The organism is bacterium (genome assembly GCA_023228325.1).
Taxonomy (GTDB): Bacteria; Auribacterota; UBA6266; order UBA6266; family UBA6266; genus UBA6266.
The window spans coordinates 489,879-514,854 of the sequence record JALOBK010000001.1; the positions used below are offsets into that span (position 1 = coordinate 489,879).

Annotated in this window: 19 protein-coding genes; 7 read left to right on the top strand and 12 right to left on the bottom strand. The window is 42.6% G+C overall.

The annotated features are described in order from the left end of the window. Positions 1 to 13: 13 nt before the first annotated feature. The 5 genes from xerC to aroB form a co-directional block, all read right to left on the bottom strand. Positions 14 to 916, bottom strand: a complete 903-nt coding sequence (gene xerC / locus M0R36_02255; protein ID MCK9554627.1) for a tyrosine recombinase XerC — start codon at positions 914 to 916, stop codon at positions 14 to 16. Beyond that, on the bottom strand, positions 909 to 3,269 hold the full coding sequence (locus M0R36_02260) for a DUF5060 domain-containing protein (GenBank protein MCK9554628.1): 2,361 nt from the start codon (positions 3,267 to 3,269) through the stop codon (positions 909 to 911). Before M0R36_02260 ends, xerC begins: the two co-directional genes overlap by 8 nt. A 75-nt stretch (positions 3,270 to 3,344) precedes the next feature. Then, positions 3,345 to 5,567: a type I DNA topoisomerase gene (gene topA, locus M0R36_02265; GenBank protein ID MCK9554629.1), complete on the bottom strand. Its 2,223-nt coding sequence runs from the start codon at positions 5,565 to 5,567 to the stop codon at positions 3,345 to 3,347. An 88-nt stretch (positions 5,568 to 5,655) separates the two neighbouring features. Further along, positions 5,656 to 6,738, bottom strand: coding sequence for a DNA-processing protein DprA (dprA, locus tag M0R36_02270; protein ID MCK9554630.1), 1,083 nt, complete (start codon positions 6,736 to 6,738; stop codon positions 5,656 to 5,658). 96 nt (positions 6,739 to 6,834) lie between these two features. Next, complete coding sequence (gene aroB / locus M0R36_02275) at positions 6,835 to 7,926, bottom strand: 3-dehydroquinate synthase (GenBank protein ID MCK9554631.1); 1,092 nt, start codon at positions 7,924 to 7,926, stop codon at positions 6,835 to 6,837. A gap of 105 nt (positions 7,927 to 8,031) precedes the next feature. Here aroB and M0R36_02280 point away from each other — a divergent pair, with 105 nt between their 5' ends. The 3 genes from M0R36_02280 to M0R36_02290 are packed head-to-tail and all read left to right on the top strand — an operon-like array spanning position 8,032 to position 12,050. Beyond that, positions 8,032 to 9,030, top strand: coding sequence for a phospholipase D-like domain-containing protein (locus M0R36_02280; GenBank protein MCK9554632.1), 999 nt, complete (start codon positions 8,032 to 8,034; stop codon positions 9,028 to 9,030). Further along, a complete protein-coding gene (locus M0R36_02285; GenBank protein ID MCK9554633.1) occupies positions 9,027 to 10,520 on the top strand; it encodes a glycosyltransferase family 39 protein in 1,494 nt (497 codons plus the stop codon). Before M0R36_02280 ends, M0R36_02285 begins: the two co-directional genes overlap by 4 nt. A gap of 6 nt (positions 10,521 to 10,526) precedes the next feature. Next, positions 10,527 to 12,050: a hypothetical protein gene (locus tag M0R36_02290; protein MCK9554634.1), complete on the top strand. Its 1,524-nt coding sequence runs from the start codon at positions 10,527 to 10,529 to the stop codon at positions 12,048 to 12,050. A 1-nt stretch (position 12,051) separates the two neighbouring features. Here M0R36_02290 and M0R36_02295 read toward each other — a convergent pair whose 3' ends face one another. Genes M0R36_02295 through M0R36_02305 form a run of 3 tightly spaced genes read right to left on the bottom strand, consistent with a single transcriptional unit; the run spans position 12,052 to position 16,128 of the window. Continuing rightward, on the bottom strand, positions 12,052 to 12,993 hold the full coding sequence (locus M0R36_02295) for a glycosyltransferase (GenBank protein ID MCK9554635.1): 942 nt from the start codon (positions 12,991 to 12,993) through the stop codon (positions 12,052 to 12,054). 23 nt (positions 12,994 to 13,016) lie between these two features. Then, positions 13,017 to 13,709, bottom strand: a complete 693-nt coding sequence (locus M0R36_02300) for a glycosyltransferase family 2 protein (protein MCK9554636.1) — start codon at positions 13,707 to 13,709, stop codon at positions 13,017 to 13,019. A gap of 4 nt (positions 13,710 to 13,713) precedes the next feature. Next, a complete protein-coding gene (locus M0R36_02305; protein ID MCK9554637.1) occupies positions 13,714 to 16,128 on the bottom strand; it encodes a dolichyl-diphosphooligosaccharide--protein glycosyltransferase subunit STT3 in 2,415 nt (804 codons plus the stop codon). 169 nt (positions 16,129 to 16,297) lie between these two features. On the opposite strand from M0R36_02305, the gene aroC reads away from it, so the two are divergent. Genes aroC through M0R36_02325 form a run of 4 tightly spaced genes read left to right on the top strand, consistent with a single transcriptional unit; the run spans position 16,298 to position 20,688 of the window. Then, positions 16,298 to 17,437, top strand: a complete 1,140-nt coding sequence (gene aroC / locus M0R36_02310) for a chorismate synthase (GenBank protein MCK9554638.1) — start codon at positions 16,298 to 16,300, stop codon at positions 17,435 to 17,437. Then, positions 17,434 to 17,940 (top strand): shikimate kinase, encoded by a 507-nt coding sequence (locus tag M0R36_02315; GenBank protein MCK9554639.1) that lies wholly within the window; start codon positions 17,434 to 17,436, stop codon positions 17,938 to 17,940. The genes aroC and M0R36_02315 overlap by 4 nt, the downstream gene beginning before the upstream one ends. 1 nt (position 17,941) lies before the next feature. After that, positions 17,942 to 19,195, top strand: a complete 1,254-nt coding sequence (locus M0R36_02320; GenBank protein ID MCK9554640.1) for an extracellular solute-binding protein — start codon at positions 17,942 to 17,944, stop codon at positions 19,193 to 19,195. An 11-nt stretch (positions 19,196 to 19,206) separates the two neighbouring features. Next, the gene (locus tag M0R36_02325) at positions 19,207 to 20,688 is read left to right on the top strand and encodes a sensor domain-containing diguanylate cyclase (GenBank protein MCK9554641.1); all 1,482 of its coding nucleotides are present in this window, start codon (positions 19,207 to 19,209) and stop codon (positions 20,686 to 20,688) included. A 3-nt stretch (positions 20,689 to 20,691) separates the two neighbouring features. On the opposite strand, the gene M0R36_02330 is transcribed toward M0R36_02325, so the two are convergent. The 4 genes from M0R36_02330 to ilvC are packed head-to-tail and all read right to left on the bottom strand — an operon-like array spanning position 20,692 to position 24,958. Beyond that, a complete protein-coding gene (locus M0R36_02330) occupies positions 20,692 to 21,498 on the bottom strand; it encodes a prepilin peptidase (GenBank protein ID MCK9554642.1) in 807 nt (268 codons plus the stop codon). Next, positions 21,495 to 22,391 carry a shikimate dehydrogenase gene (locus M0R36_02335; protein ID MCK9554643.1) on the bottom strand — a complete coding sequence of 299 codons (897 nt, stop codon included), beginning with the start codon at positions 22,389 to 22,391 and terminating at the stop codon, positions 21,495 to 21,497. Before M0R36_02335 ends, M0R36_02330 begins: the two co-directional genes overlap by 4 nt. 2 nt (positions 22,392 to 22,393) lie before the next feature. Next, positions 22,394 to 23,947: a 2-isopropylmalate synthase gene (locus M0R36_02340; protein ID MCK9554644.1), complete on the bottom strand. Its 1,554-nt coding sequence runs from the start codon at positions 23,945 to 23,947 to the stop codon at positions 22,394 to 22,396. A gap of 18 nt (positions 23,948 to 23,965) precedes the next feature. Beyond that, the gene (gene ilvC, locus M0R36_02345) at positions 23,966 to 24,958 is read right to left on the bottom strand and encodes a ketol-acid reductoisomerase (GenBank protein ID MCK9554645.1); all 993 of its coding nucleotides are present in this window, start codon (positions 24,956 to 24,958) and stop codon (positions 23,966 to 23,968) included. Positions 24,959 to 24,976: the final 18 nt, after the last annotated feature.

A 24,976-nucleotide genomic window follows, 5' to 3' on the forward strand; every position in this document is an offset into this window, starting at 1 on the left:
GTAAATCAGTAAATTATGCCCTCGGATGAGCTTTATCATAGACTTTCTTTAACTTTTCGGTCGTGACATGTGTATATATCTGCGTTGTTGAAAGGCTTGAATGGCCTAATAATTCCTGAACTGAACGCAGATCCGCCCCGGCATCAAGCATATGAGTGGCAAACGTATGCCTGAATACATGCGGCGATATTTTGTGTTCAAGCGCAACGTTCCGTATATATTTATCAACAATCCTTCTTACGCTCCTGTCTGTTATCCTCTGCCCGTATTTATTCAGAAAAACGGCGGTAAAATCAGCCCTCCGTCCTTTATAGTCACCCTTCTTCCTCTTATTGATATATTCATTCAGTATGTTGACCGCGACAGAACCTATCGGCACAAGCCTTTCTTTTTTACCTTTTCCTTTTACTTTCAGCACCTCGCCGATTAAATCCACACTTCCGGCGTTCAGGCCTACCAGCTCGCTTACCCTGATCCCCGAACTATACAATATTTCAAGAATAGCCCTGTCCCTCAACCCGTCCAGGATATTAACATCCGGAGCTTCAAGTAATTTACCGATTTCCTTCATATCCAGGAAATTGGGCAGTTTTCTCTCTTTTTTAGGCATAATCATACCCACGGCGGGATTCGCTTTTATGAAACCTTCCCTGAGCATATACCGGAAAAAAGACCTTAAAGCCGCTATTTTCCTGACGACCGTTGCCCGGGAATAATTTTTGTCTTTAATATTCGCCAGGAAATTTCTTATCGTTATATGGTCTATCTCGTTAAGCCTGTCCAGGACGGAATAACTTTTATCTGAGATAAATTCCACAAATTGAAGAAGGTCATTCCTGTAATTTCTTATGGTATGAGAAGACGCGTCTTTCTCAACTCTCAAATAATTAAGAAACTGGGCAATCTCATTAATCATCGGTTTTGAGTATCCACCCTTTATTGCTTCTTCTTTTTGTCCCGCTCCATTCTCTCTTGAATACACGGCAGGCTAAATCCGCGCTGAAATCGGGCACCTCTATCTTCATCAGCCCATTCCGCGATTTAACTTTACCTTTCTTGAACCATCCGCCCTTATAAGTATCCCACCATTCTATACAGTAAAATCCGTCTTCCATTCCTCTTAGATTAAACACGGTATTTTTTATTTCCCCGGGTTTAACGGAATTATAGGAAGATGAGGCGTTATTAGCTTTATTCTGAACCCACAGGATGGATTCTTCATCCCTTTTTAAACCCAAAACCCTCACTTCAGGAAAAGAAGCGTCTTTATATCCGGTTAACTTTATATTGACTATCTGCATCCAGTCTTTCCCTTCGTTTTCAAGCATTATAGTGTGTTTCCCTTCGGGAATATCAACGGCATATGCGGAATTATATATAGCCTGATAAATATTCCATTGCTTCTGAAATTCGGTTTTTTCCCAGCCGCCTTCCGTTTTCGTTTCCGGGGCCGTCGGAAAATATTTTCTGAAAATTTCCCGACCATCGGCATAAATCCTAAGGTCTCCGCTCTGGGATACCTTGCCGATAGTTACAATAAACCGGCCGGGCACCTGATAATCAACATGGAAAACCGGCTTTATCCTGATATCTTCCTTGTCGGTTCCATGAAGATACATGTTTAACTGTCCGCCGCTTACCTGTCCGTCGCTGCCCACCGCGAATTCGCGCGATGACATATCCCCCCAGATATTGGAAGGCCATATCACCATATCGGTATATTTGACTTCATCGTTATCCGATACTATAACCGGAATCGTTGTTTCGGCTTCCGAAAAATCTCCTTTTAACCAGTCAATCTGTTCAATAAACCCGCTGAATGGAAGGTAGTGAGAATAAAGATTTTTTCTGTATACATACTTATCCCACCACCAGTTTATGGTGCCCCCGAATGACCCGGACATTGCGGAAGACCACAATCCATTATGCAGATTCACCCCTTCCCCTTTAGTGTCATAATAGGCATCATCTTTATGAATGTCTATCCCGTATTCGGCGACAAGGCACGGCTTCCGGTATTTATCAACCATAGCGCCGACATTTTTGGCGATATTCCCGACATGATCTTCAGTCACAACTTCGCCGTAGATATGCAACTGAGTAAAATCTATATTCTCAATAGACCACGTCTTGTCCTTGTCATAATTTTCTCCCCACGGGTATCCCAGGCTTAGAGACACGCAGTGTCCGTAAGGGTCTGTTTTCTTAACATAATCCGCCATTTCTTCAAGCCATTCATGTCTCGCATTAACCTCATTCCAAAATTCTATACACATGAGATTCGGCAAATGCCCCCATCTTGAAATCACATAGGAAAGCTGTTTTTTGTAAAATTCCCGGGCTTCCGCATTGTTCCAGAAATCTTCCGGCTCATCGCAGGGTCCGCCGTTTACCTTATTATAAGGATTATTCTCCCAGTCTTCTTCACCCCAGTGCCCTTTTTCCCGCATAAATTCCCCGTAAGTTCCCAGGGTTAACATTATATAAATACCTTTTTCTCTTGCTTCTTCAAAAATATGGTCAAGCCTCCATGAATTTTCCAGAGAATAAAATCCTATCCCATACAGGTCTCCCGGGGCTTTTCTTTTTTCGGTCCATTCAAGGTCCAGGTTCCACCTGACAGACCAGATTCTTGCGAAATTGCATCCGTTCTCCGAAAGCTTGCCGAAATACCTGTCATAATCAAACGTCTGCCTCATATCATCAGCCCAGGCAATATTCATCCCAACCGCAAAGAACGCTTTCCCGTTTTCAAAAAAAGGATATTTCCTGGTTTTTGATAAATCAACGCGCACAAAACCGTTTCTGTCTGACGGTTCAACGCCAAAAGAATACCGTTCGGATTTTAATCCGCCGGACTTGTCCTTTAAACAAATATAGAAGCTGTAAGCGCCTGTTTCCTCAGGGGTAAAACATATTTTCCAGCGGGGACTGTCTTTTTTAGACAACTCTTCCTTGTGGAACGAACCGCCTCTTTCAAATTGCTGAAAGAAAAAACCTCTTATGTTCTTTTCCGAGCCGGAAGGGGAGATAAATATTCCGGATAACTCGATTTCATCGGCATCAAAAGGGTTATTATATGAAGCTGTCAGCTCCACGGTTATTTCAAATGGTTCATACAGTCCCACTGTCTCCGCCGACTTAACGACCTTTATCAAAGAAAGCTGTCCGTCTGAAGAAAACATGCCGGGTTTTTCTTCGGGAAACGCAAAATCCAAATACGCGGAGATAAAAGTGAAAAAAATAATCAGAAAGCAAATTCTTCTCATATAGATAAAACCCCTGCCGGAACAGTATTTTAGTATTTTATATCAAACGGAATGATTTTGTAAGACAAAACACACTTATTTTATATCTTCAAGATTTTTTGCGGAGAAAGTACAATCCGGATAATTACCGCAACCGTAAAAAAACCTTCCTTTAAACCTTTTTTGTATGATTTTTCCGCCGCATTTAGGGCACTTTTTGCCGGTTGGAAGAGGTTTGGTATTTTTACAATTCGGAAAATCAGAGCAGGCAATAAAAGGGCCGTATCTTCCCATTTTAACCACCATCTGTTTCCCGCATTTATCACATTTAACTTCTTCTTTTAATTCCGGAAGCTTGATTTCCTTAGAGCCATTCCCGAGAGGTTCCGTATAAGTGCAGTGTATAGAAGCATCCTCAGACGAAAAATTTTCGCACCCAAGGAATTCCCCGCTTTTCCCGAACCTTTTCACAAGATAAGCTGTTACTCCTTTTTTCCCGCACTCGGGACAAATTTTGTCTGTTTTTGTAACTTCTTTCTTTACTTCGGTCATCTTCTCGGATGCGAGGGACAACGCTTTTTTAAACGGCGCATAAAAATCATCAAGCACTTTTACCCAGTCTTCCTTTCCTTCTTCTATATCATCGAGTTCATTTTCCATCCGCGCGGTGAAATCATAATTGATTATCTCCGGAAAAGCGCTTACCAGCATGTCATTGATGACTTTCCCCAGTTCTGTAGGCAATAATCTTGATTTCTCCTTCAAAACATACTGCCTGCGCATAATGGTCTGTATTATCGGCACATATGTACTGGGCCTTCCTATCCCTTTTTCTTCCAGTGTCTTTACAAGCGTGGCCTCGGAATACCTTGCCGGCGGTTTCGTGTTCATCTCTTTACTGTCGATGTTCAGCAACTTTAACCGTTCCCCCTCTTCCATTTCAGGCAATATCACACTGTCCTCGCCGTTATTTTCATCCGATAAATCATCCCGCTCGCTGTTAACTTTTTTCTTTGCGGATGACAATGAGTAGACTTTTCTGAAGCCGTCGAATATAATAATGCTCCCGCTTGCGCGAAAAAGGTATTTATCAGCCCGGATATCAACCGAAGTCGTCGCAATCTCAGATTGCGACATCTGGCACGCGACAAATCTCTGCCATATAACTCTATAAAGCTTATTTTGATCGGCGTTAAGAGCATTTTGAAGTCTTTCCGGGGTCATGAAAACGGATGTCGGCCTTATAGCTTCATGCGCATCCTGGCTTGTTTTCTTTGTTTTATAGCGCCTGGGCTGGTCAGGCAAATACGAATCTTTGAAGTTTTCCTTTATGTATCGCCTTGCATCCTGAACCGCATCATCCGATATTCTGACAGAATCGGTCCTCATATAAGTTATTAATCCTACATGTCCTTCTCCGGGAATATCCAACCCTTCGTAAAGGCTCTGGGCCACATCCATAACTTTTTTTATGCTCCAGCCCAGATAATTCACTCCAACCTGCTGCAGGATGCTTGTGGTAAAAGGGGGGGGCGGCGACTTTGAAATATTCCTTCTTGAAATCTTAGAAATCAAAAAATCTGTTTTATCAAGTTCTTCCTTTATTTTTTCGGCCTGCTTTTCAGACTCGATGGAAATTTCACCTTCGTTTTTCTTATCCTGAACCACCTTGCGTGAATCTATGCTGATCAATTTAGCCCTGAAAGAGTTTGCCTCCCCCTCCAGCTTTTTTAATTCAGCAAAAATATCCCAGTACTTTACGGATGTAAATTTATCAATTTCAGATTCTTTTTCGCATATTAATCTTAGAGCAACGGACTGAACCCGTCCGGCGCTCTGTGAACCCCTTATTTTTTTCCACAATATGGGGCTTATCTTATAACCTACTATCCTGTCCAGTATTCTCCGCGCCTGCTGTGAATTAACTTTTTTCATGTCAATTTCATGGGCGGAATCAAAGGCTTTTTTGACGGCGCTGCTCGTTATCTCATTAAAAGTCACTCTCTTTACCTTATCCGCGGCGGCCTTGATGACTTCTGAAAGATGCCATGCAATCGCCTCCCCTTCCCTGTCCGGATCAGGCGCGAGAAATATCTTTCCCGACTTTTCCGCGGCTTTCCTGATTTTGGAAACAACGGTTTTTTTACGCTGGATAGTGACATATTTCGGCTTGAATTTTTTTTCTATGTCCACACCGATTTCCTTCTCCGGCAAATCCCTTACATGGCCTTCGCACGCCATAACTTCAAAGTCTTTTCCTAATATTTTATTGATTGTCTTTGCTTTCGCAGGCGATTCAACTATAACAAGCGACTTCATCTATTCTCCCGTTTTAATTTTTAACTTTCTTTTAAAAGCGCAAAATACTAACAGATAAAAACTTTTTTGTAAACCCTATAAAATATTTTTAACATTTCCCGAAGATATTTCCGGGAAGTTTTTTTATCAGATGCTTCATCTGAAGGTTGAAAAGGATTGTTGACAAATCCACAGTCCCCATCCCACTCAACACAGAAATATCTTCTATGCTCAATTCATCCGCCTCAAGCAATCCCATAACCTTTCGCTCGTCATGGGAAAGGACCTGTTCGCCGTCATAAAGTTTGTTTCCGCGCACATAATCGTCCGCCAGGCCAAAAATGAAATCGTCATGCACGGCGACACAGTGAGCGCCGTCTTTTATAAGCTGGTTTGAACCTTCGGACAATTTTGAATCGATTCTGCCGGGTACAGCATACACGTCCTTCCCTTCTTCCAGCGCAAAATTCGCAGTTATAAGAGACCCCGACTTCAAAGAAGCTTCAATAACCAGGACTCTTGAGCTTAATCCGCTGATTATCCTGTTTCTTCTCGGAAAATTGCCGGGATTGGGATTGCTTTTTAACGTGAATTCGCTGATGACCAGTCCTTTTTCGGAAATTTTTCCGGCAAACTTACCGTTTTCCCGCGGATAGACATTGAGAATCCCGCTTCCAAGAACAGCAACTGTCGCACCGCCCGCATCCAACGCTCCTTTGTGGGCGCTTATATCAATTCCCCTTGCCAAACCGCTGACAATATTTATTCCTCTTGAAGCCGCTTCATAGCTTATTTTATACGCTGTTTTTTTCCCGTAATCGCTTGCCCTGCGGGAACCGACAATGGCAACAGACGGTTTTAAAAGACATGAAAGGTTTCCCCTCGCATATATGACAGGCGGCGGCTGCCGGAGATTCAGCAATGAATCAGGATATTCCCTGTCAATAACAGTGATTGCGTGAATTCCGTTCTCCTCGCATAACTCTTTCTCAGCCCGCAAATCAAAACATTCTTCATTTCTTTTAATGATGCTGATTTCATCTCGGGAAAGAGCGGAGTTTTTCAATCCTGCCGTTCCGTTAACCTTGAATAAATCGGCGGGATTACCGACCGCATCCAGTATTTTTCTTATCTTGACCGGGCCAAAACCCGGAAGCGCGTTCAAAATAATGATAGCATCACGATCTGTCATCGCATCCCACTTTTCGCTAAACCCGGAATAATAATGACGCTAAAATACCTGTTGTAAATAAAATCTTCAAGGAAAATCTGACATATGGCCGGAAAATCAGATAAAAACCGAATCAACAGCTTTCAATATCAAGGCATCATCAACATCGTCCGTTATTATAACCCTGCCGATTTTTACGGGAAGGACGAATCTGATTTTGCCGTCTTTAACTTTTTTATCATTCTTAAGAGCCCTGATAATATCCCCCGGACTGAATTTCGACTGTGACACCGGAAGACCGGCATCCCGAAGCAGTCTGTTCTGTCTTTCAAGTTCTTTTTCCGGAAATATCCCCTTTAATACCGCTATGCGCCCCGCAACAGACATACCTATGGAAACAGCCTGGCCGTGCAAAACAGACCTGTACGAAGAAAGGGATTCAATAGCATGGGCTACCGTATGCCCGTAGTTGAGGATCGCCCTCAGCCCGGATTCCTTCTCGTCTTTCGAAACTACTTCCGCCTTAATCCTGCAGGAAACGGCGATCATCTTGATCAGCAGATTTTTATCCCCGGCAAGGATACCCTTCAGGTTTTCCTCAAGGAATCCGAAATAATCCGCATCTTTTATGACCCCGTGTTTAATAATCTCCGACATGCCTTCCGCAAACACATCCTTCTCCAGGGAATCAAGGACATCAACGTCTATAAATACCGCTTTGGGCTGATAAAAGGTCCCTATGAGATTTTTTCCCGAAGGAAGATTAACCGCCGTTTTGCCGCCGATACCGGCGTCAACCTGCGCGAGCAAAGTAGTCGGAACCTGGATAAACGGGATTCCCCTCATATATATTGAAGCGGCGAATCCGGTTAAGTCTCCTATTACGCCGCCTCCCAGAGCCATGAGGGAATGAGTTCTGTCTATATTGTTTTTGATAAGCTCTTCGCAGATATGTTTTGCGGCTTCCACTGATTTCTGCTCTTCTCCGTCCGGAAGCGCAACAGTCACGACTCTGAAACCGGACCGCTTCAGCGAAGCCCTCGCTCTTTCAAGGTAAAGAGGGGCCACGATATCATTGGTTATAACTGCAACAGTGCTTCCCTGCAATACGTCCTTAACATATGCGCCGATATTATCCATCAGTCCCCTGCCTATACTGACAGAATAACTGTTCTTGCCGAGCTTCACGATAATTTTTTCCTGTTTCATCTATATTACTCCCTGTCTGGATAAATATACCAAATTTAACGGGAAATAAAAAATTAAATTAAAAAATAATGGATTTTTTTGCCATGAGATACTATTCTTATTATTATGAAAAAGATATTTATCTGCGCCGGTTTGCTGCTGTTATCATGCAGGATAACAACATCCTGCCCGGCCGAAGATGTTGTGCCTGTCAATAACTCCGATTACGGGGCCGTGCTGGAAAGAGAAATCGCGCTTACAAGAAAAAACATTTATATAATCCATTATTCTTTCTATGACAGCGGAACCCCGGGGAAGCTGATAAAGTTATTGAAAGACGCTTCGATAAAGGGAGTGGATGTAAAAATACTGCTGGATGACAATTCCAGGCACAGCAAATCATTTGTCAAAAAATATTCTTCATATTTCAAAATCAAACTTGACTCTCCCGAAAAGACAACCCATTGCAAACTGATAATATTTGACTCAAACAGGGTGCTGATAGGCTCAACCAACCTCAGCGATAATTCAATAAGAAATAATAATGAAACAAATGTTTTGATTTATTCTCAGGATACCGCAAACTATTTCACGGATTATTTCAAGGAGATGTGGAGAAAATCGGACGAAGATATAACTATCGGGAAAAACGGCTCCGCATCTATAGAACCTCTTGCAGACAGGGACATATACCCCGCATTAATAAGCCTCATCTCGGCAACAAAGGATCGTTTATATGTCTGCGCATATATTGTCAATTCGGACCACGAAAAACCGGATGACAAAACCAAATCAATTCTCGATGAGATTATAAAGGCTAAAAACCGCGGCGCTGAAATCAAATTTATTATGGAAAAAAATGATATGGACGATTATGTAAACGCCATCAACAAAAACACGTTTGCCTACCTTAAGAAAAACGGCATCGATGTCCGATTCGACAACCCCGAGACTATCACCCACGCAAAACTGCTGATATCAGACAATAAAGTAATGCTGGGTTCCGCCAACTGGGGATACGGAGGCCTCAATCTTTATCATGAATCGGGCGTTATCATTAATATTCCCGAGGTGACGGCGGGTTATGCCGTTTACTTCAATGAATTATGGGAAAACAGCAAATGAGAATAAGTCTCTCTGACCCCAAAAAGTTCTTTGTGTTTTCCCTGTTGATTATATTCACGCTGATAACTATTCTGGTCTTTATCCAACACTCCCTGGAAAACATTAATTCCTTCTGGGAAATAGAACTCGGCGAAGGGATTACCTTAAATGAAGTTTACAGATTAAACGCCGGTCTCCCGATTTATAAAAGCCTGGACACTTATCCGCTCATACAGGTTTGTTATCCTCCCCTTTCTTTGTGGTTGATGTCTCTTATTATTCCGGAGAATCCGGATTTTATGTTCGGCGCATGCAGGATTCTTGTTTTCATCTCATCGCTTGCGGTATCATTGATCATCTTCCTCATTATTAAAAACCTGACCGACAACTGGTTTTCGGCTTTTATGGGACTGGGGATTTATTTCTCATTTACACATATACTGATGTGGGGTTCATTGCTGCGCGTAGATTTTCCGGGAATCCTCCTTATGATGTTTTCCTTATACCTGTTTATGCTTACCGAAAATAGAAACGGTTTTTTAAGATACCTTTTCGCATTCCCTTTGATACTGGGACTGCTTGCAAAACATTCACTTCTCGCCGTGCCCGCAGGCCTTTTCACATTCTGCCTGCTTGAAAAGGATGGCAGGAGATTGCTGGCTCTTATAGGCAGTTTTGCCGCCGCAGGCATTATTTTCGTAATAATAAACATAACAACCCGCGGAGAATTTTTCCGGCACATATTTCTATATACATCGCCCATATGGAGCATCGACCTCTTGATTCTGCAGCTGCCGCCGGTCATAGTAGATTTCATTCTGTATGTCCCGATTCTTTTTTTCTGGTTCGCCGGTAAATTGCGGCTTTATAAGAAATACCTGCTTCTCTCAATCCTGCTGGTATTTTCCGCTCTTGAACTGTTCGCGATGAGCAGGGTCTGGTGCACATCAAATTTCAGCCTGGAGTTATTCTGCATCCTTTCCGTCATTATCCCTGTCGCGGCGTTTGAACTGGAAAAACATTATAAAAACCTTATCGCTTTAACATATATCCTTCTTGCGATAATCAGCTCTTTCATCATAAGAAACTCCTACTATGCGGCCAATCCGATGTATTCCTACCACCTGTACAGACACAAAAGCAATCTTTATGAAACGCCGAAAATCATCTCAAAAATAAAAAAAGAACCCGGCGATGTGCTGACACAGAAAGCCAGCTGGTCTTTGTTAAGCGGTAAAAAATTTATTTTCGACCCGATGGCAATGAGCCTGCTTGAGCAAAAAGGCCTATGGGACCAAAATAATTTCCTGAAGGACATCAAAAACAAAAAGTTTTCCCTTATCGTGTTAAGATTTAATGTGTCTGACTGGCCGAATGTCGACAGTAAATATGATTTTACGGATGAAATCCCTTTTGCGATAAAACAAAATTACGACCTTGATGGGATTGTGTATGACGCCTTTATTTATAAACCTAAACCTGAAAATAAAATTATCCAGAAACGGAAATAGGCCGCTATGAAAGAATTGAATCTGTCCTCCGAACAGACTGTTTTGGCTGTTCTGCTTGTAATAATAATAATAGCCGTCCCTTGTTACAGGTTCCTTTCTTACTCCATCGATTCTGTTTTCTACCCGACAGAAATAGATCCGGGTGAAGGCATAACACTCAATGAAGCTTATATGATAAAGGGAAACATGCCGATTTATAAGGATATTGACAGCTATCCTTACATCCAGGTCTGTTATCCCCCGTTATACCTGTGGTTCTTATCAATTATAATGCCCGAAAATACACTGACATATTACGCCATCGGCAGGGTCATGGCTCTTATAAGCTCAATAGGCGTCGCGCTGCTTATATATCTTATCCTGAAGCATTATACAAAAAGTTACCTGATAAGCATTGTGGGTATAGGTATTTATGTCTCGTCACTACTCATTATTCAATGGAGCTCCCTCGCAAGAATCGATTTCCCGGGAATATTTATGATGATGCTGGGTTTGTTCATGTACATAAAAAATCTCGAAAATAAAAACACAATCGCAAGATTCTATGTAATCCCCCTTATATGCGGCATACTAATCAAACACACCCTGATAGCAGTCCCCCTTTCCATTATATCCGCAAGCATCCTTTCCAAAGATGAAGAGAACATAAGAACGGTTCTTTTCGGTTTCATAATAACGGCAATAACATTTTTAACGATAAACTTTTTTACCGACAACGGTTTTTTTAACCATATTTTTATTTTTTCGAGCAGCTTCTGGGATATAAATTTAATTCTGAGAAAGTTCTTTATAATAAATATCCTGATGGCTTTGCCGTTTATAACAATCTGGTTCGCCGACAAGAGCCGTTTCTACAAGAAATATTCTTTGCTGACATTCCTGGTTATTTTCTCGCTCATCGAAACTTTCGCGATGGCGCGGGAAGGATGCAATACAAACTTCAGGCTTGAGTTCAGCATCGCCATGACAATAATAATATCAATCCTCCTTTTTGAGTTTTTAAATGCCAGACATCTCTTCGGCGCTGTTATGCTTTATATTTTAATTCTTCTTTCATGGTTTTTCCCAAATGGAGAACCCAGAAAACTTGCGGAGTGGAAAAATTACCATGCTTTACAGAAAAGGGTGGATAATATAAACCGGATCATAAAAAAATCGGAAGGGCCGGTCCTCACGCATTACGCCTGCTGGGCGCTGTTTAACGACAAGGATTTTCTTTTTGACTCTTTCGGTATGAGCTCAATGTCATGGGCAAAACTCTGGGATGAAAAACCGGTTATTGATGATATCAAAAACAGTAAATTCTCCCTGATCATCCTCCAGAAATCCGTGGACACGCCCCAGTATGAACCCGGATACCGCACATGGACAGGGCAAATCCTGAGAACAATCAGGGATTCTTACAAGTTATACAAAGAAGATATCGGCACGTACATCTATATACCCAAAAAGGCGCAGCAGAAACAGGATAAAGACAGCCGTCAGAACAAAGGCTATATTACAGGAAAAAGACCGCCGAAGATAAGATAGCTTACTCTCCCCGTTTAATCAAACCCGCAAAAAATCCGCTGTTCCACGATATAAATCCGGCGGCGGCCAGGCCGGCCATCACAGTATCAAAGCCGGTAAATACCAGCAGGGATAACGCAAGTAACACATTAAACAGAAGAAAAGCGGGAAAACCCGAAAAACATAATAAGATGATATAAACAACCGTTATCGCCAGCAACGCCGACGGGACAAGATAAATCTTCCTGAATACCCGGTGTTTTTTCATAAGTAAAGACTGAACCAGCCCGTAATTATAAAGCTTGGACATAAAAACCGAAAACTTACCCGGAGGATAATGCATGACTACCGATTCAGGATTAAAAAAAATTTTATATCCTTTTTTCTTCATTCTGATGTCAAGGTCAATATCTTCTCCCGGCCACATTCCCTCTTTGAAGCCTCTCAGTTCAAGGAACGCCTCGCGCCTGTACATAACATTGCAGGACGGATTATGCGACACTTCAACCGGTCCCCGGAAACTATCTTTCTTCATATAATCGGTAAGAGAAACCGCTTTCCTGTACAATTTGAATATTCTTCTCTCAAAATCAGAGGCGTCAGGCGGTAATTTTTGTGTGCCGCCGCAGGAAACAGCTTCAGGTTTTTCAATGAATACCCTGTGCAATTCATAGAGCCAATTTTCGTCCGCAACACAGTCTGAGTCGGTAAAAGCCACAAATTCGGAGCCGCATTTTTTCACGGCGATATTACGTCCGCAGGAAGGCCCCTTATGTTCACTCGAAACGATCCTGACTTCAGGGTATTTTTCCCTTATAAAACTGCCCGAATCAAACGATAAGCCGTCATCAACCAGAATTACATCGAATCCAAGCCCCTTCTGGTTGAATACAGACTCCAGGCATTTCCCGATATATTCAGGGTATCCCTTTGCCGCTATTATCACTGATATTCCTTCAGCCATAAAAACCACGCGGGTACTGCAGTTTAATCATTGCCGGACTTCTTAAAAATGAATTTTATGTGGCGCCAGGCATCGGGCAGGGCTCTCAGTTTCGACTTCCCCTCACGGGGGAAATAATTCACGGGTACTTCTTCGATGGACATATGATTGTTTATCGCCTCCATGACCATTTCAGCCGCAAATTCCATCCCTTTGCATTTAAGATCCATCTTTTCATAAGCTCTTCTTGTAAAAGCCCTCATCCCGCAGTGAATGTCGGAAATTTTTGTCTTAAAAACCATCCTGTACAATCCGGAAAGCACCGGATTGCCGAAATACCTGTTAAAAAAAGGCATGGAACCTTTATGTATCCTGCCCTTGAACCTGTTGCCTATAACAAAATCAACATCTCTTCTCAGAGGGTTGATAAACTTCGGTATTTCAGAAAAATCATATGTATTATCCCCATCCGCTATTATTATAAGATCTCCCTTCGCTTCTTTCAGCCCCGTAATATACGCGGATCCATAACCCTCTTCATTCTCAAAAACGACTTTTGCCCCCGCAGATAAAGCTATTTCGCCTGTTTTGTCGTCCGAACCGTTATCAACGACAATAATTTCACCCTTAATATTTTCTTTTTTAAATACTCTTTTCGTTTTTTCCAGGCAAATTTTGATACCCGCTTCTTCATTCAGGCATGGTATTACAACAGATATTTCCGGATTGCCGCTCATTCCATCACCATTTTATTCTGTAGATACAAAGTCCGCTTCCGCGGTCACAATAAACTTTTTTGAAATATTCGAGATTATTCCCGTCAAGAAACATTGCTTCCGAAAACAACGTGTTGATTAAAGGCTCATCCAGAACGACAGAAAAATAATCCCTGTCTTTTCTGTATATCCAATATGCCTTCCGTCCGGGACTTTCCCCGTCTGCAATTCCTGAAAGCCTGATCTTTCTTTTACCTTCGCTGACAAATACAAGTTCCGGAACCGTATAACCGCCTTTTCCCGCATTATACAGCTTTACCTGTTTTGCTTTCACATTATAGACCAGGCCGTTTTCGAAAAACACAACGCCCTCTTTCTCCGTTCCTTTCGCAGGTGTTGAATAGAACAGGCAAGGCTGCGACAGCTCATCGTATCCCTTTCCGACAGATCCTTCTTTTATTTTTATAACTTCCGCTTCAGCTTCGCTAAACGGCATATTAAAATTTTTAACAAGATAGGATATCAGGTCACTATTCTCTTTTTCAATATTCCTGATTATATAAAGCCTTCCGAAATTCCAATTGCCTATGTAGGATATAAAAGGCATCTTAGCCAGTAAACCCTTCTCCAGAACCAGATACGCGCTGCCGGGATCTTCATTCAGGTAGTTTAATATATTTGCGGTATCTTCGTTTGTAAATCCATGACCCTCTAACATCTTTCTCCTCTCATCATTGTCCGCTTTGATCAAATCATTTAAAATGACATGGCTTTCAAAAGAGTCCTTTGTTATCGAATTAATCTTTTCGTACGCGCAATATGAAGCGTTATTAAGCATCCGCAGTATATTTCTGGCTTCCTTTTCATCCGAAAGCAGCGCTCTTGCAAACCAGTAGGCAACAATATCATTTTGATTCTGGCCGTCAAATATAACCCTTCTTTCCGAAACGGCTTTATACAAATCTCCGTAATCCCACCAACAATTGATTATTGCATCGCTTGCGGTATCGCTTTTTATCCAGAGCAGGGTTTCCTGCAGGTCATCATCGACGCACGGATAAACTTTTGTAACCATCCCATATGCCCTGATAACAGTTCCCGTCGAAACAAGTAAAACCAGAAAAGCCGCTGCCGTCCACATAAGGTTTTTCGCAATCCCCTTGTCCCGGAAACACAAACTGACAACTTTTTCCGCGAAAAAACCGAAGAAAAAACCTAAAGCCACTACAAAAAATACAACAAAACGCACACCCGACAAAGAGGCAAACCACATAAACACCAGCCATATGAACATCAGAAGAAAAAAATCAAATGATTTGTCATCCTTTTTTTCTTTTAACAATAATAAAAATCCCGCGAAAGAAAGAGCAACCCCCCATATCCCGCCCGATGAATTTATCACCTGCAACGCTTCTGTTTTCTCAAGCTCGCTGACCGTATAAAACACCGACGGATAAAAAGACATTTTTGAAGAAATAACGAGTCCTATCGTTTCTCTCAGGCTGTTTACGATAAGACAGACAGGATTAAAACCCGTCAAAAGAAAAGCCGCGGCAAAACCACCTGAGATTACAATTGTTAATAAAACAGCTAACTTCATATTATCTTTGTTTCTGCCGATACGGTCTCTGCGGGAAAGAAAAATATTGTTGGCTATAAGGAAAAACCCGTAAAAAACAATTATTAAAAAGGAAAACCACCACCCGGACCATGAAAAAGCGAATAGGCCGGCCAACAGTGCGCTTATAAAAGCAAACGACCGGCTTTTTAAGTTATTATCCCTGTTCCTTATCGAAAGATAAAAGAACCAGATTGAGGAAAAAGGAAGGATAAGATTAAGCGCGTCATAATCATACCGGCCCGCGGATGTCCTGACAGCCAGCATCCCGTTCAACCCTATATAAAGACCGGTTAAAAAAGAACTGACCGGCGAATAAAACGTTCTCGCGGCAAAATAAACGATCGCCACGAAGACCAAGGCATAGAAAACCGGCACGAAAAAGAGAAAATTCTGCAGCGACAGATTATCCGCAAACAAAGAACAAAACCTGAAACAAAACGCGCTCAAATAAAAAAGAAACCGCGCATTCGATATCTTATTGCCAACAGGCGCCAGCGTAAAACTGTCATACGCGTCCCCGTCTTTCTTTATATCCCCGGGGAATCCGTTAATCAGGACGTTTTTTGTCCGCAACAGGTACTGGTATGAGTCTACGTCAAAGAAATACCTGTCGCCGTTTTCGTCAATATAGTTTTTAAGCGGATATTCATATTTTTTATCCGTTAGATCTCCGCGATTATCTTCCGGCGCCCCCCGTATGGACAGCTGCCCTGAAATGTTTTCCTTAAGCTGCGGCATACAGGAAGGGATATACCTGACATATAAATTCACCGCTATACATAAGGCAAAAAAAATAAAATCAACTGTTTTCTTATTCATATCTGAAAAAATCCGGTTTAAAAACAATAAAGAATTAACTGTTTACAACTAACTATAAGCCAAATTGTTACGGGCGTCAATATATCGAGCAGCGCTATTTTCTTTTTTACTTATCAGTCTATTCTGCTATAATTTATCTTAATCAATAACGATTTGAGAGGAAATGATAATGTTGAAATTTCTTTCTGCGGGCGAATCCCACGGGAAATGTCTTACCGGAATCCTTGACGGCTTCCCCGCCGGCATAACAATCGATACAAAATTTATCAACACCGAGCTTGCCAAAAGGCAGTCAGGATTCGGCCGGGGCGGGAGAATGCGCATAGAATGCGACAGGATTACAATCAATTCCGGTGTCAGAAAAAAAATCACGATAGGCTCCCCGATTTCGTTTTGCATAAGGAATAAGGATTTTTCGATAAACTCACTGCCTGAAATACATAATGTGCGGCCGGGACACGCCGATTTGGCCGGTTTGCTCAAATATTCCCGGGATGATGCCAGAGATATTCTTGAGCGCGCCAGCGCGCGGGAAACCGCAGTGAGAGTGGCGGCCGGCGCTTTCTGCAAACTGTTATTGTCCGAATTATCCATCAGCGTCTTCAGCCATGTGGTATGTATCGGAAGTACAAGCGCGGACTGCTCGAAACTAACACTGGAAGAAATCAAAGAGAGGCAAAAAATATCTCCGCTTAGATGCGCTGACCTTAATGCCGAAAAGAAAATGCAGAAAGAAATCAAAGGGGCGTTCAGTTCAGGGGATAGCCTGGGCGGCTGCTGTGAGATAATTGCCGTGAATGTCCCTGTGGGTCTGGGAAGCCACACCCAGTGGGACAGAAAACTCGATGCTTTAATTGCCCGGGCCATGATGTCTATAAATGCCATAAAATGCGTTTCCATCGGCAGCGGCGACAGTTCATATAAATTAAAAGGGTCTCGCGCTCATGATGAAATTCTTTTCTCAAAAGATAACTATTCAAGAGCGGGCGGATATTACAGGAAAACCAACAATGCGGGGGGCATAGAAGGCGGAATATCAAACGGCGAACCCATATCCGTTAAAATTTTTATGAAGCCGATTCCGACTTTGGCAAAACCCCTTAATACAATAAATGTTAAAACTCATAAGATTACAAAAGCTTCTAAAGAGAGGTCCGACTGCTGTGCCGTTCCTTCCGCGGGTATCATCGGAGAATCCATGCTGTCTTTTGTCCTGGCAGATGAAATTATCAAAAAATTCGGCGGAGACTCCATTGCCGAAATAAAAAATAATTTCAACGAATACATCATCCGCCTGGGGTGCAGATGAATATAGTGTTATTCGGTTTCATGGCTTCGGGAAAATCAACGGTTGCGAAAATCCTGTCCAAAAAATTAAACATGAAGTATATAGAAATGGATGATGAGATTGAAAAAGAAGCCAACATGTCCATCCCGGAAATTTTTAATAAAAAAGGCGAAAAATATTTCAGAAACCTTGAGAAAACACTGTCAAAAAAACTATCCGGTTCCGAGAATTTAATTATATCTACGGGCGGAGGAGTTGTGCTGGACGAAGAAAATATAAAAAATTTAGGAAAAAACGGGATAACCTTTTCTCTTATAGTCTCACCGGAAAAAGTTATTAAGAGAACGGAAAAAAGCACTCACAGGCCGCTGTTAAACACATCTGACAAGAAAAAACAGATCGGCAAACTCCTTCAACAGAGAAAAACTTATTACGAAAAAGCTGATTACATCGTGGACACAAATAATCTTTCTCCGGAAACCGTTGCGGACACAATAATAGAAAAACTCAACAGGACATCCTGATATGTCTAAAATAGTTATAAATTTCTGGCTTATGCCGAATGCGGATTTCGATACACTGGGCATCCTGCAGAAGGAAATATCGAAGTTCGAGCAGCAAAACCGGAATATCCATATTGAACCCACGATTATTCCCTGGGCACATGCATGGGACAGGCTTATGAATTATTATAAGCACCAGGATGAATTGGCGCCTCCTGATGTGATTCAGATAGGGACAACATGGGTTCCAAGCCTTACATACCTGGGAGTATTAAGGGACATGAGAGATTTCTTCGATTATTCGATAACCGAGGATATTATCGAACCGCTAAAAAATGTTCCCAAGTCGCCAAATACCGATATGATTCTTTGTATCCCATGGTTTTCCGACATAAGGCTTCTCTATTTCAGAAAAGACATACTGAAAAAGTTCGGTTTCGGCGTAGCCGATATCAGCGACTTTGAATCTTTCAGAAATGTATGCATGACAATACAAAACAGCATAAAATCCGACAATGATATTATGGCTTATAAGCTGTCGGGACATCCCGAAACCATCTTTATCCATGATATCGCCCCGTGGTTGTGGGGAACGGGAGGCAATTTCCTTTCCTCCGACCTGAAGAGAATAGCTTTTGATAAACCCGAAGCAAGAAACGCTTTCAAATGGTATTTCCGACTGGTAAATGACCTGTTTGCCGGAACGGAAGGGAAGTACGGGATAATCCCGCCCGGAACATTTTTCTCAGGCAGATACGCGATGGAGATAAACGGAAAATCTCCGTTTTACAATTTAGCAAACTTAAAGCACTCTGATTTTTCTCCCGAGGTAGTTGAAAATTACGACCTGACGCAGGTTCCAAAGGGCCCGAAAGGGAGTTTTCCTTTTGTAGGCGGGAGCTGCCTTGCAATGCCCAGATTATGCCGTTATCCGGAAGAAGCATCCGAATGGATAAGATATCTGATTTCGCCGGAATCCCAGCTCAGGCACTGTTATATAATAGGAGCATTCCCTTCCCGGACATCCCTTTTGAAAGAATTCTTTAAAGGTCATGAACAATACCATGAAGCTATAACTACCGCGCTTAAAAACGGTATAACGTTTTTATATACGCCGTATTCATCTCTTGTCGGTTCTCTTGAAAAAATAATAACCGCATTCACCGACAGGGTGCTGCTGCAGATCCGAACCGGGAAATTTTCCGAAAAAGCCGTTGATGAGGAAATAACCAAAGCGGCGGCGGAAGCCAATTACATAACATCAATACATAGTTAGGATATATGTATATGCCAGAGAACGCCGGAAAAAAGAGAAAAAAGATAAACACAGCCCCTTCAAGTGTTGTTTTTTCGAAAGAATCCATTCATCTTATAAGCCAGGACAGGGATACGGATTCTTTATTCACTCATGCGCTTTTACTGCTGGGAAGGTCACTCGGAAAAATCGAGGCGACAATATTCGCATGGGACAAACATGAAAATATTCTGCGCTGCCAGAAAGTTCTTTTTATGGGGGTTATACAGGAAGGGGCCGAACTTATCGCCCTGACAAAAGAAATGCCCCTTTGGCAGCTTGTAACCGGCACAACCGATATTGTAATCGACAGGGGCCGGCATAAAAGCGCCTGCTTTGCGTTAAGGTTTAAAAATGAATTTCTCGGAATGGTCCGGGTTTCACTCCTGACCGGAACCAGCCTCACTCAGAATATAATCTCACAAATTCACACATTCTGCATGGAACTTGCCATTTCCCTGAAGAACCTTACCCTGTTTCTTCAAAACGAAATTCACATGCGGCAACTTAAAGGTTCTTTCGAAATAACTTCCAATATTGTAAAAAGCATCTATTTAAATAAACTCCTGGGGCTTGTGGTAAAAAGCATAGTCAAAAACCTCGGTTTTGACAGGGTGCGCCTTTACCTCGTAAATAAAGATGAGAAATTATTAAAAGGCGAAATATCCTACGATATGAGAGGAGAAACAACTTCCCTGGAAAAAGAATGTTACTCTCTTGAACACGGTATCCATCCCTTTGTAGATATGGTTTTACAATTTCCGGACAGGGAAACGGCTGTTGAGTTTCATGACAGGGTCGTCTATGTGCCTCTTCACGTTAAAGACCAGGTTGTGGGGATCCTGGTTGTAGATAATATACTGAGCCAGGAAAAAATCAGTTCCGATGAAATACAAACAATAAAATCATTTGCCGGCCAAATTGCCATGGCAGTAGAAAATGCGCGGCTTTTTGAAAAAGTTCAGGAGTTGTCCATAACCGACGGCCTGACAAGATTATTTATTATAAGGCATTTTAAAGCCCGGCTCGAAACCGAACTTTACAGGTGCAAGAGATACGGCGATGTGTTGACATTATTTATTCTGGACGTAGATAATTTTAAATCCGTCAATGATACATACGGGCATCCCAACGGGGATGCTGTCCTTCAGTCCATAGCAAAAAATATAAAAGAAAACCTGAGGAAAACCGATTTTGCCTGCAGATACGGGGGAGATGAATTCATGGTCTGCCTTCCAAATCTTAAATCACAAGATACAATTGAGTTCGGAAAACGGGTTTTAAATTCCATTCTTCTAACCGCTCCCATTGTTAACGGCGCAAGGATTCCCGTAACACTCAGCATAGGAGCATCCTGTTTCCCTGAAAATTCCGAAGACATCGAAGAAATTATAAAGCAGGCTGACAGAGCCCTGTATAAGGCAAAAAATCAGGGAAAGAACCAAATTTGCATATGGACGCCGGATCTGCGGTAAAACCTACGATATCCCGCAAAAAGAAAAATACCAGCTGATAATGGCCTTTCCGAAGAGAACCGATATGACAGCCCCTGCCGCCAGATAAGGCCCGAACGGTATTCTCCCTTTCAGGTTCCTGGTTTTGAAAAGCATAAGCGCCCCGCCCAAAACCGCCCCGATAAAAGACGCTGTCATAATCGTAAGCAATACCATCTCCCAGCCGGTGAAAGCGCCTATCATTGCGATAAACTTAACATCCCCAAAACCCATTGCATCCTTTTTCAGCAGCCTGGAACCCGCAAACGATACGAATCCCAATGTCGCAAAACCCGCAAAAGCCCCCAGCAAAGAATCCCCCAGAGCCAGATACCATATATCACGGCCCTGGAGATAAGGGAATAATATGGACATCGATACGGCAAAAATAAAGCCTATCAGATTAGATTCATCGGGGATGACAAAATGTTTTATATCGATAAAAGAGGCAAGCACCAGGACCGAAAATAATACAATTTTGAACATTACCGCCGGAACAGTATATGAAAACAGATATGCCGACAGGAAGAGGATCGCCGTAAGAACTTCGACTATCAGGTAAAGGGGGGGAATCGGTTTGCAGCACTGCCTGCACCTTCCCTTCAGAAACAAATAGCTTACGACGGGTATGTTATCGTACCATAATATCCTTGAATTGCACTCGGGGCAGTGAGACGGGGGCGCTATTATCGAAAGTCCCCTGGGCATCCTGTAAATGCAGACATTCAGAAAACTTCCCATTATAAGTCCCAGAATAAAATATATTACAGACCAGAAAAAAAACGGGCTCATAATTCATCAACACCGAAATGTTTTTTTAAAGCATCTTTCATCCTATCATGAACGGCATTATCCGGACGCAGTTTTAGTCCTGACCGGACGTTATATTCTTCTATCCAGAGCCTGAACGCATGCCATCCCTGATAAAAAAGCATTGAAAGGCCGTTACAGCAGATAACACCTTTTCCTTTAGCTTTTTTCAGCAAAACCGTCTCAACGGGATTATAAACTACATCAAATAAATACTGGCCTTTATGCAGCAAATCCGTATTGATTGGGGTCCTTGTGTCTTTCCCCGTCCCAAGAGGAGTGGCATTTATGATAAGGTCGGCTTTTTGTATCTCTTTATCAATATCATCCGCGCTTTTCGCGGCAAAATCAATGCCGGGCATCCCTGCTTCAGCTTCTATCCGGGCAGCTTTAGGCAAATCAATATCCGCTATTACAACACCTGAGGGTTTATCAACTTCCAAAGATAATCCTACCGCGGCAACAACCGCCCTTCCTGCCCCCCCGGCGCCGACTATTAAAATGTTCTTACCGGCAAAATCAATTTTCAGCTTTCTTTTCGCCGCTTCCCTAAAACCTGTCACATCCGTATTATAACCGCATAATCGGCCATCCTGTCTGCGAACAACAGTATTAACCGCGCCTGTTATCCCGGCAAGACCGCTGTCATCAATCTCATCCAATAATTTGATAATATCGGTTTTATAAGGAATTGTAATATTACAGCCAAGATATTGGTCGGATTTCCTGATTTCATTGATTTTATTATCCAATTCCCCGGGACCAATATCGCAATTCTCATAGGAAACATCCATGCCGAGAGCACTAAAACCGGCATTCTGGAAAATCCCGGAGGCGGAATGTCCCAGAGGATGACCTATAAGCAATACCTTCATAATTATATAAGCCTTCCGGTTTTTACGGAAACCCTGCCGGATATCAACTTATTAACCGCATTAAGATATGCTTTCGCGCTTGCTTCAACAACATCCGTGCTGGCGCCGCGTCCGTTAACGATACGACCGTTTCCGAAATCTACTCTCACCAGAACTTCTCCTATAGCATCTTTACCGGAAGTCACCGAATGAATACTGTAATCAAGCAGTAACCCATTTATTCCTGTAATCTTATCTATAGCTTTGTATATTGCGTCCACAGGGCCGTCACCCGATGATCTTCTTGTTATTTTTATTTTTTCCTTGTCGAGAATAACAGTAACCTCGGGAGTGCTTCCTGTTTTATAGCTTATGTCAAGCGTGCGAAGCCTGAAAACCTCTCTGACCTCCGCTATTTCGTCGGTTACTATCGCAATAAGGTCATCATCATAAACGGTTTTTTTCTTGTCGCAGAGCACTTTGAACCTTTCAAACGCTTTTTCGGCATCCGGCTCACTGAGGTCAAAACCGAGTTCTTTCACCCTTTCCTTAAACGCATGCCGGCCGGAATGTTTTCCAAGCACAAGTTTGCTTTTTTCGACACCGACATCCTGAGGAGACATTATTTCATAAGTCTTTCTTTCCTTAAGTACGCCATCCTGATGTATCCCCGCCTCATGGGCAAAAGCATTTTCCCCCACTATAGCTTTGTTCGGCTGGACGACAATACCCGTAACGCGAGTGACCAGACGGCTCGCTTTCATTATTTCCGTAGTGTCCACACCGGTGCTGCACTTAAAGATATCGCGCCTTGTTTTAATTCCCATCACGATTTCTTCGAGTGAACAATTTCCTGCCCTCTCGCCTATCCCGTTAACGGTGCATTCAACCTGTCTGGCGCCATTAACAACGGCTTCAAGAGAATTAGCGACAGCAAGCCCGAGATCATTATGGCAATGGACACTTACTACCGCCTTATCTATATTATCCACATGAGAAAATATATATTTGATAAGACCGCCGAATTCCATGGGTATGGCATATCCGACGGTATCGGGTATGTTAACGGTGGTGGCTCCCGCCTTTATCACCGCTCTTACAACCCTTGCAAGGAATTCAGGTTCGGTCCTTGACGCATCCTCAGGCGAAAATTCTATATCATCGCACATTTTTTTCGCATACTTCACCGCATCAACAGCCTGAGAAAGTATTTCTTCCCCGGCTTTCTTGAGCTTGTACCTCATATGTATCTTGGAAGTCGCGAGAAAAACATGGATTCTTCTTCTTTTGGCTTTTTTCAGAGATTCATAGGCCACATCTATATCTTTAGGCAGAGACCTCGCAAGGCCCGAAATAACCGGGCCCTTTATCTCCGATGAAATAAGCTTCACGGCTTCAAAATCACCGGGAGAAGCTATCGGGAAACCCGCTTCTATCGCATCAACATTAAGCCTGAGAAGCTGTTTTGCAACTTCAAGCTTCTCTTTTATGTTCATGCTTGCCCCGGGCGACTGCTCTCCATCCCTGAGCGTGGTATCATAAATTATTACTTTCTCGTTACCGTTTCTTTTTATCATTTAGAACCATCACCTCATTTACTTACTGAGCCACTTCATCATAGCTCTCAGTTTTTCCCCGACTTTTTCAACCAAATGTTCTTTTCCCTGTCTGACAAGCGCATTATATACAGGCCTTCCCACTCTGTTCTCAAGCAGCCATTCCCTTGCAAATTCGCCATTCTGGATTTCAGTCAGAATTTTCTTCATTTCTTTTCTTGTGTCTTCCGTGATAATCCTCGGACCCCTTGTAACATCACCGTATTCGGCCGTATCCGATATGGAATATCTCATGCCCGCCATTCCTTTGGCATACATGAGGTCAACTATGAGTTTAAGCTCATGAAGACATTCAAAATATGCTATTTCAGGCTGGTATCCCGCGTTTACAAGGGTATCAAAACCCGCTTTTACAAGTTCGGTAGTTCCCCCGCATAATACACATTGCTCGCCGAAAAGGTCTGTTTCGGTTTCTTCTTTAAATGTTGTTTCCAAGACTCCTGCGCGGGTTCCGCCGATCCCCTTTGCATAAGACAGAGCCATCTTTTTGGCGTTCCTGCTGGCATCCTGATAAACAGCAATCAGGCAGGGCACACCTCCGCCGCTTTCGAAAACGGACCTTACCAGATGTCCCGGACCTTTAGGTGCTATCATAATTACATCGATATCTTTCGGAGGCACTATCTGTCCGAAATGGATATTAAACCCATGTGAAAAAACAAGTGTTTTCCCTTTCTTCATATATTTTTGTATCATCTCTTTATATACCATGGCCTGAACCTGATCGGGAACAAGCATCTGGATTACATCAGCCGACCGGGCGGCTTCATCCGCGTCAACCGGCTTAAAACCATGTTTTACCGCAAGTTTATAGTTATCGGTACCTTCAAGTTCGGATACGATCACTTTAACTCCGCTGTCACGAAGGTTCTGAGCCTGGGCATGCCCCTGGCTTCCGTAACCGACTATAGCCACCTTTTTGCTTCGGATCAGCTTAATATCCGCGTCCTTGTCATAATACATCTTTGCCATTTCCAGTTTCTCCTTTCT

Coding starts and splice junctions, on each gene's coding strand:
- M0R36_02285 (MCK9554633.1), top strand. CDS start 9,027: ATGAGAATAAGTCTCTCTGACCCCAAAAAGTTCTTTGTGTTTTCCCTG.
- M0R36_02305 (MCK9554637.1), bottom strand. CDS start 16,128: ATGAATAAGAAAACAGTTGATTTTATTTTTTTTGCCTTATGTATAGCG.
- M0R36_02330 (MCK9554642.1), bottom strand. CDS start 21,498: ATGAGCCCGTTTTTTTTCTGGTCTGTAATATATTTTATTCTGGGACTT.
- topA (MCK9554629.1), bottom strand. CDS start 5,567: ATGAAGTCGCTTGTTATAGTTGAATCGCCTGCGAAAGCAAAGACAATC.
- M0R36_02295 (MCK9554635.1), bottom strand. CDS start 12,993: ATGGCTGAAGGAATATCAGTGATAATAGCGGCAAAGGGATACCCTGAA.
- dprA (MCK9554630.1), bottom strand. CDS start 6,738: ATGACAGATCGTGATGCTATCATTATTTTGAACGCGCTTCCGGGTTTT.
- M0R36_02280 (MCK9554632.1), top strand. CDS start 8,032: ATGAAAAAGATATTTATCTGCGCCGGTTTGCTGCTGTTATCATGCAGG.
- M0R36_02320 (MCK9554640.1), top strand. CDS start 17,942: ATGTCTAAAATAGTTATAAATTTCTGGCTTATGCCGAATGCGGATTTC.
- xerC (MCK9554627.1), bottom strand. CDS start 916: ATGATTAATGAGATTGCCCAGTTTCTTAATTATTTGAGAGTTGAGAAA.
- M0R36_02325 (MCK9554641.1), top strand. CDS start 19,207: ATGCCAGAGAACGCCGGAAAAAAGAGAAAAAAGATAAACACAGCCCCT.
- M0R36_02260 (MCK9554628.1), bottom strand. CDS start 3,269: ATGAGAAGAATTTGCTTTCTGATTATTTTTTTCACTTTTATCTCCGCG.
- M0R36_02290 (MCK9554634.1), top strand. CDS start 10,527: ATGAAAGAATTGAATCTGTCCTCCGAACAGACTGTTTTGGCTGTTCTG.
- M0R36_02300 (MCK9554636.1), bottom strand. CDS start 13,709: ATGAGCGGCAATCCGGAAATATCTGTTGTAATACCATGCCTGAATGAA.
- aroB (MCK9554631.1), bottom strand. CDS start 7,926: ATGAAACAGGAAAAAATTATCGTGAAGCTCGGCAAGAACAGTTATTCT.
- aroC (MCK9554638.1), top strand. CDS start 16,298: ATGTTGAAATTTCTTTCTGCGGGCGAATCCCACGGGAAATGTCTTACC.
- M0R36_02340 (MCK9554644.1), bottom strand. CDS start 23,947: ATGATAAAAAGAAACGGTAACGAGAAAGTAATAATTTATGATACCACG.
- M0R36_02315 (MCK9554639.1), top strand. CDS start 17,434: ATGAATATAGTGTTATTCGGTTTCATGGCTTCGGGAAAATCAACGGTT.
- ilvC (MCK9554645.1), bottom strand. CDS start 24,958: ATGGCAAAGATGTATTATGACAAGGACGCGGATATTAAGCTGATCCGA.
- M0R36_02335 (MCK9554643.1), bottom strand. CDS start 22,391: ATGAAGGTATTGCTTATAGGTCATCCTCTGGGACATTCCGCCTCCGGG.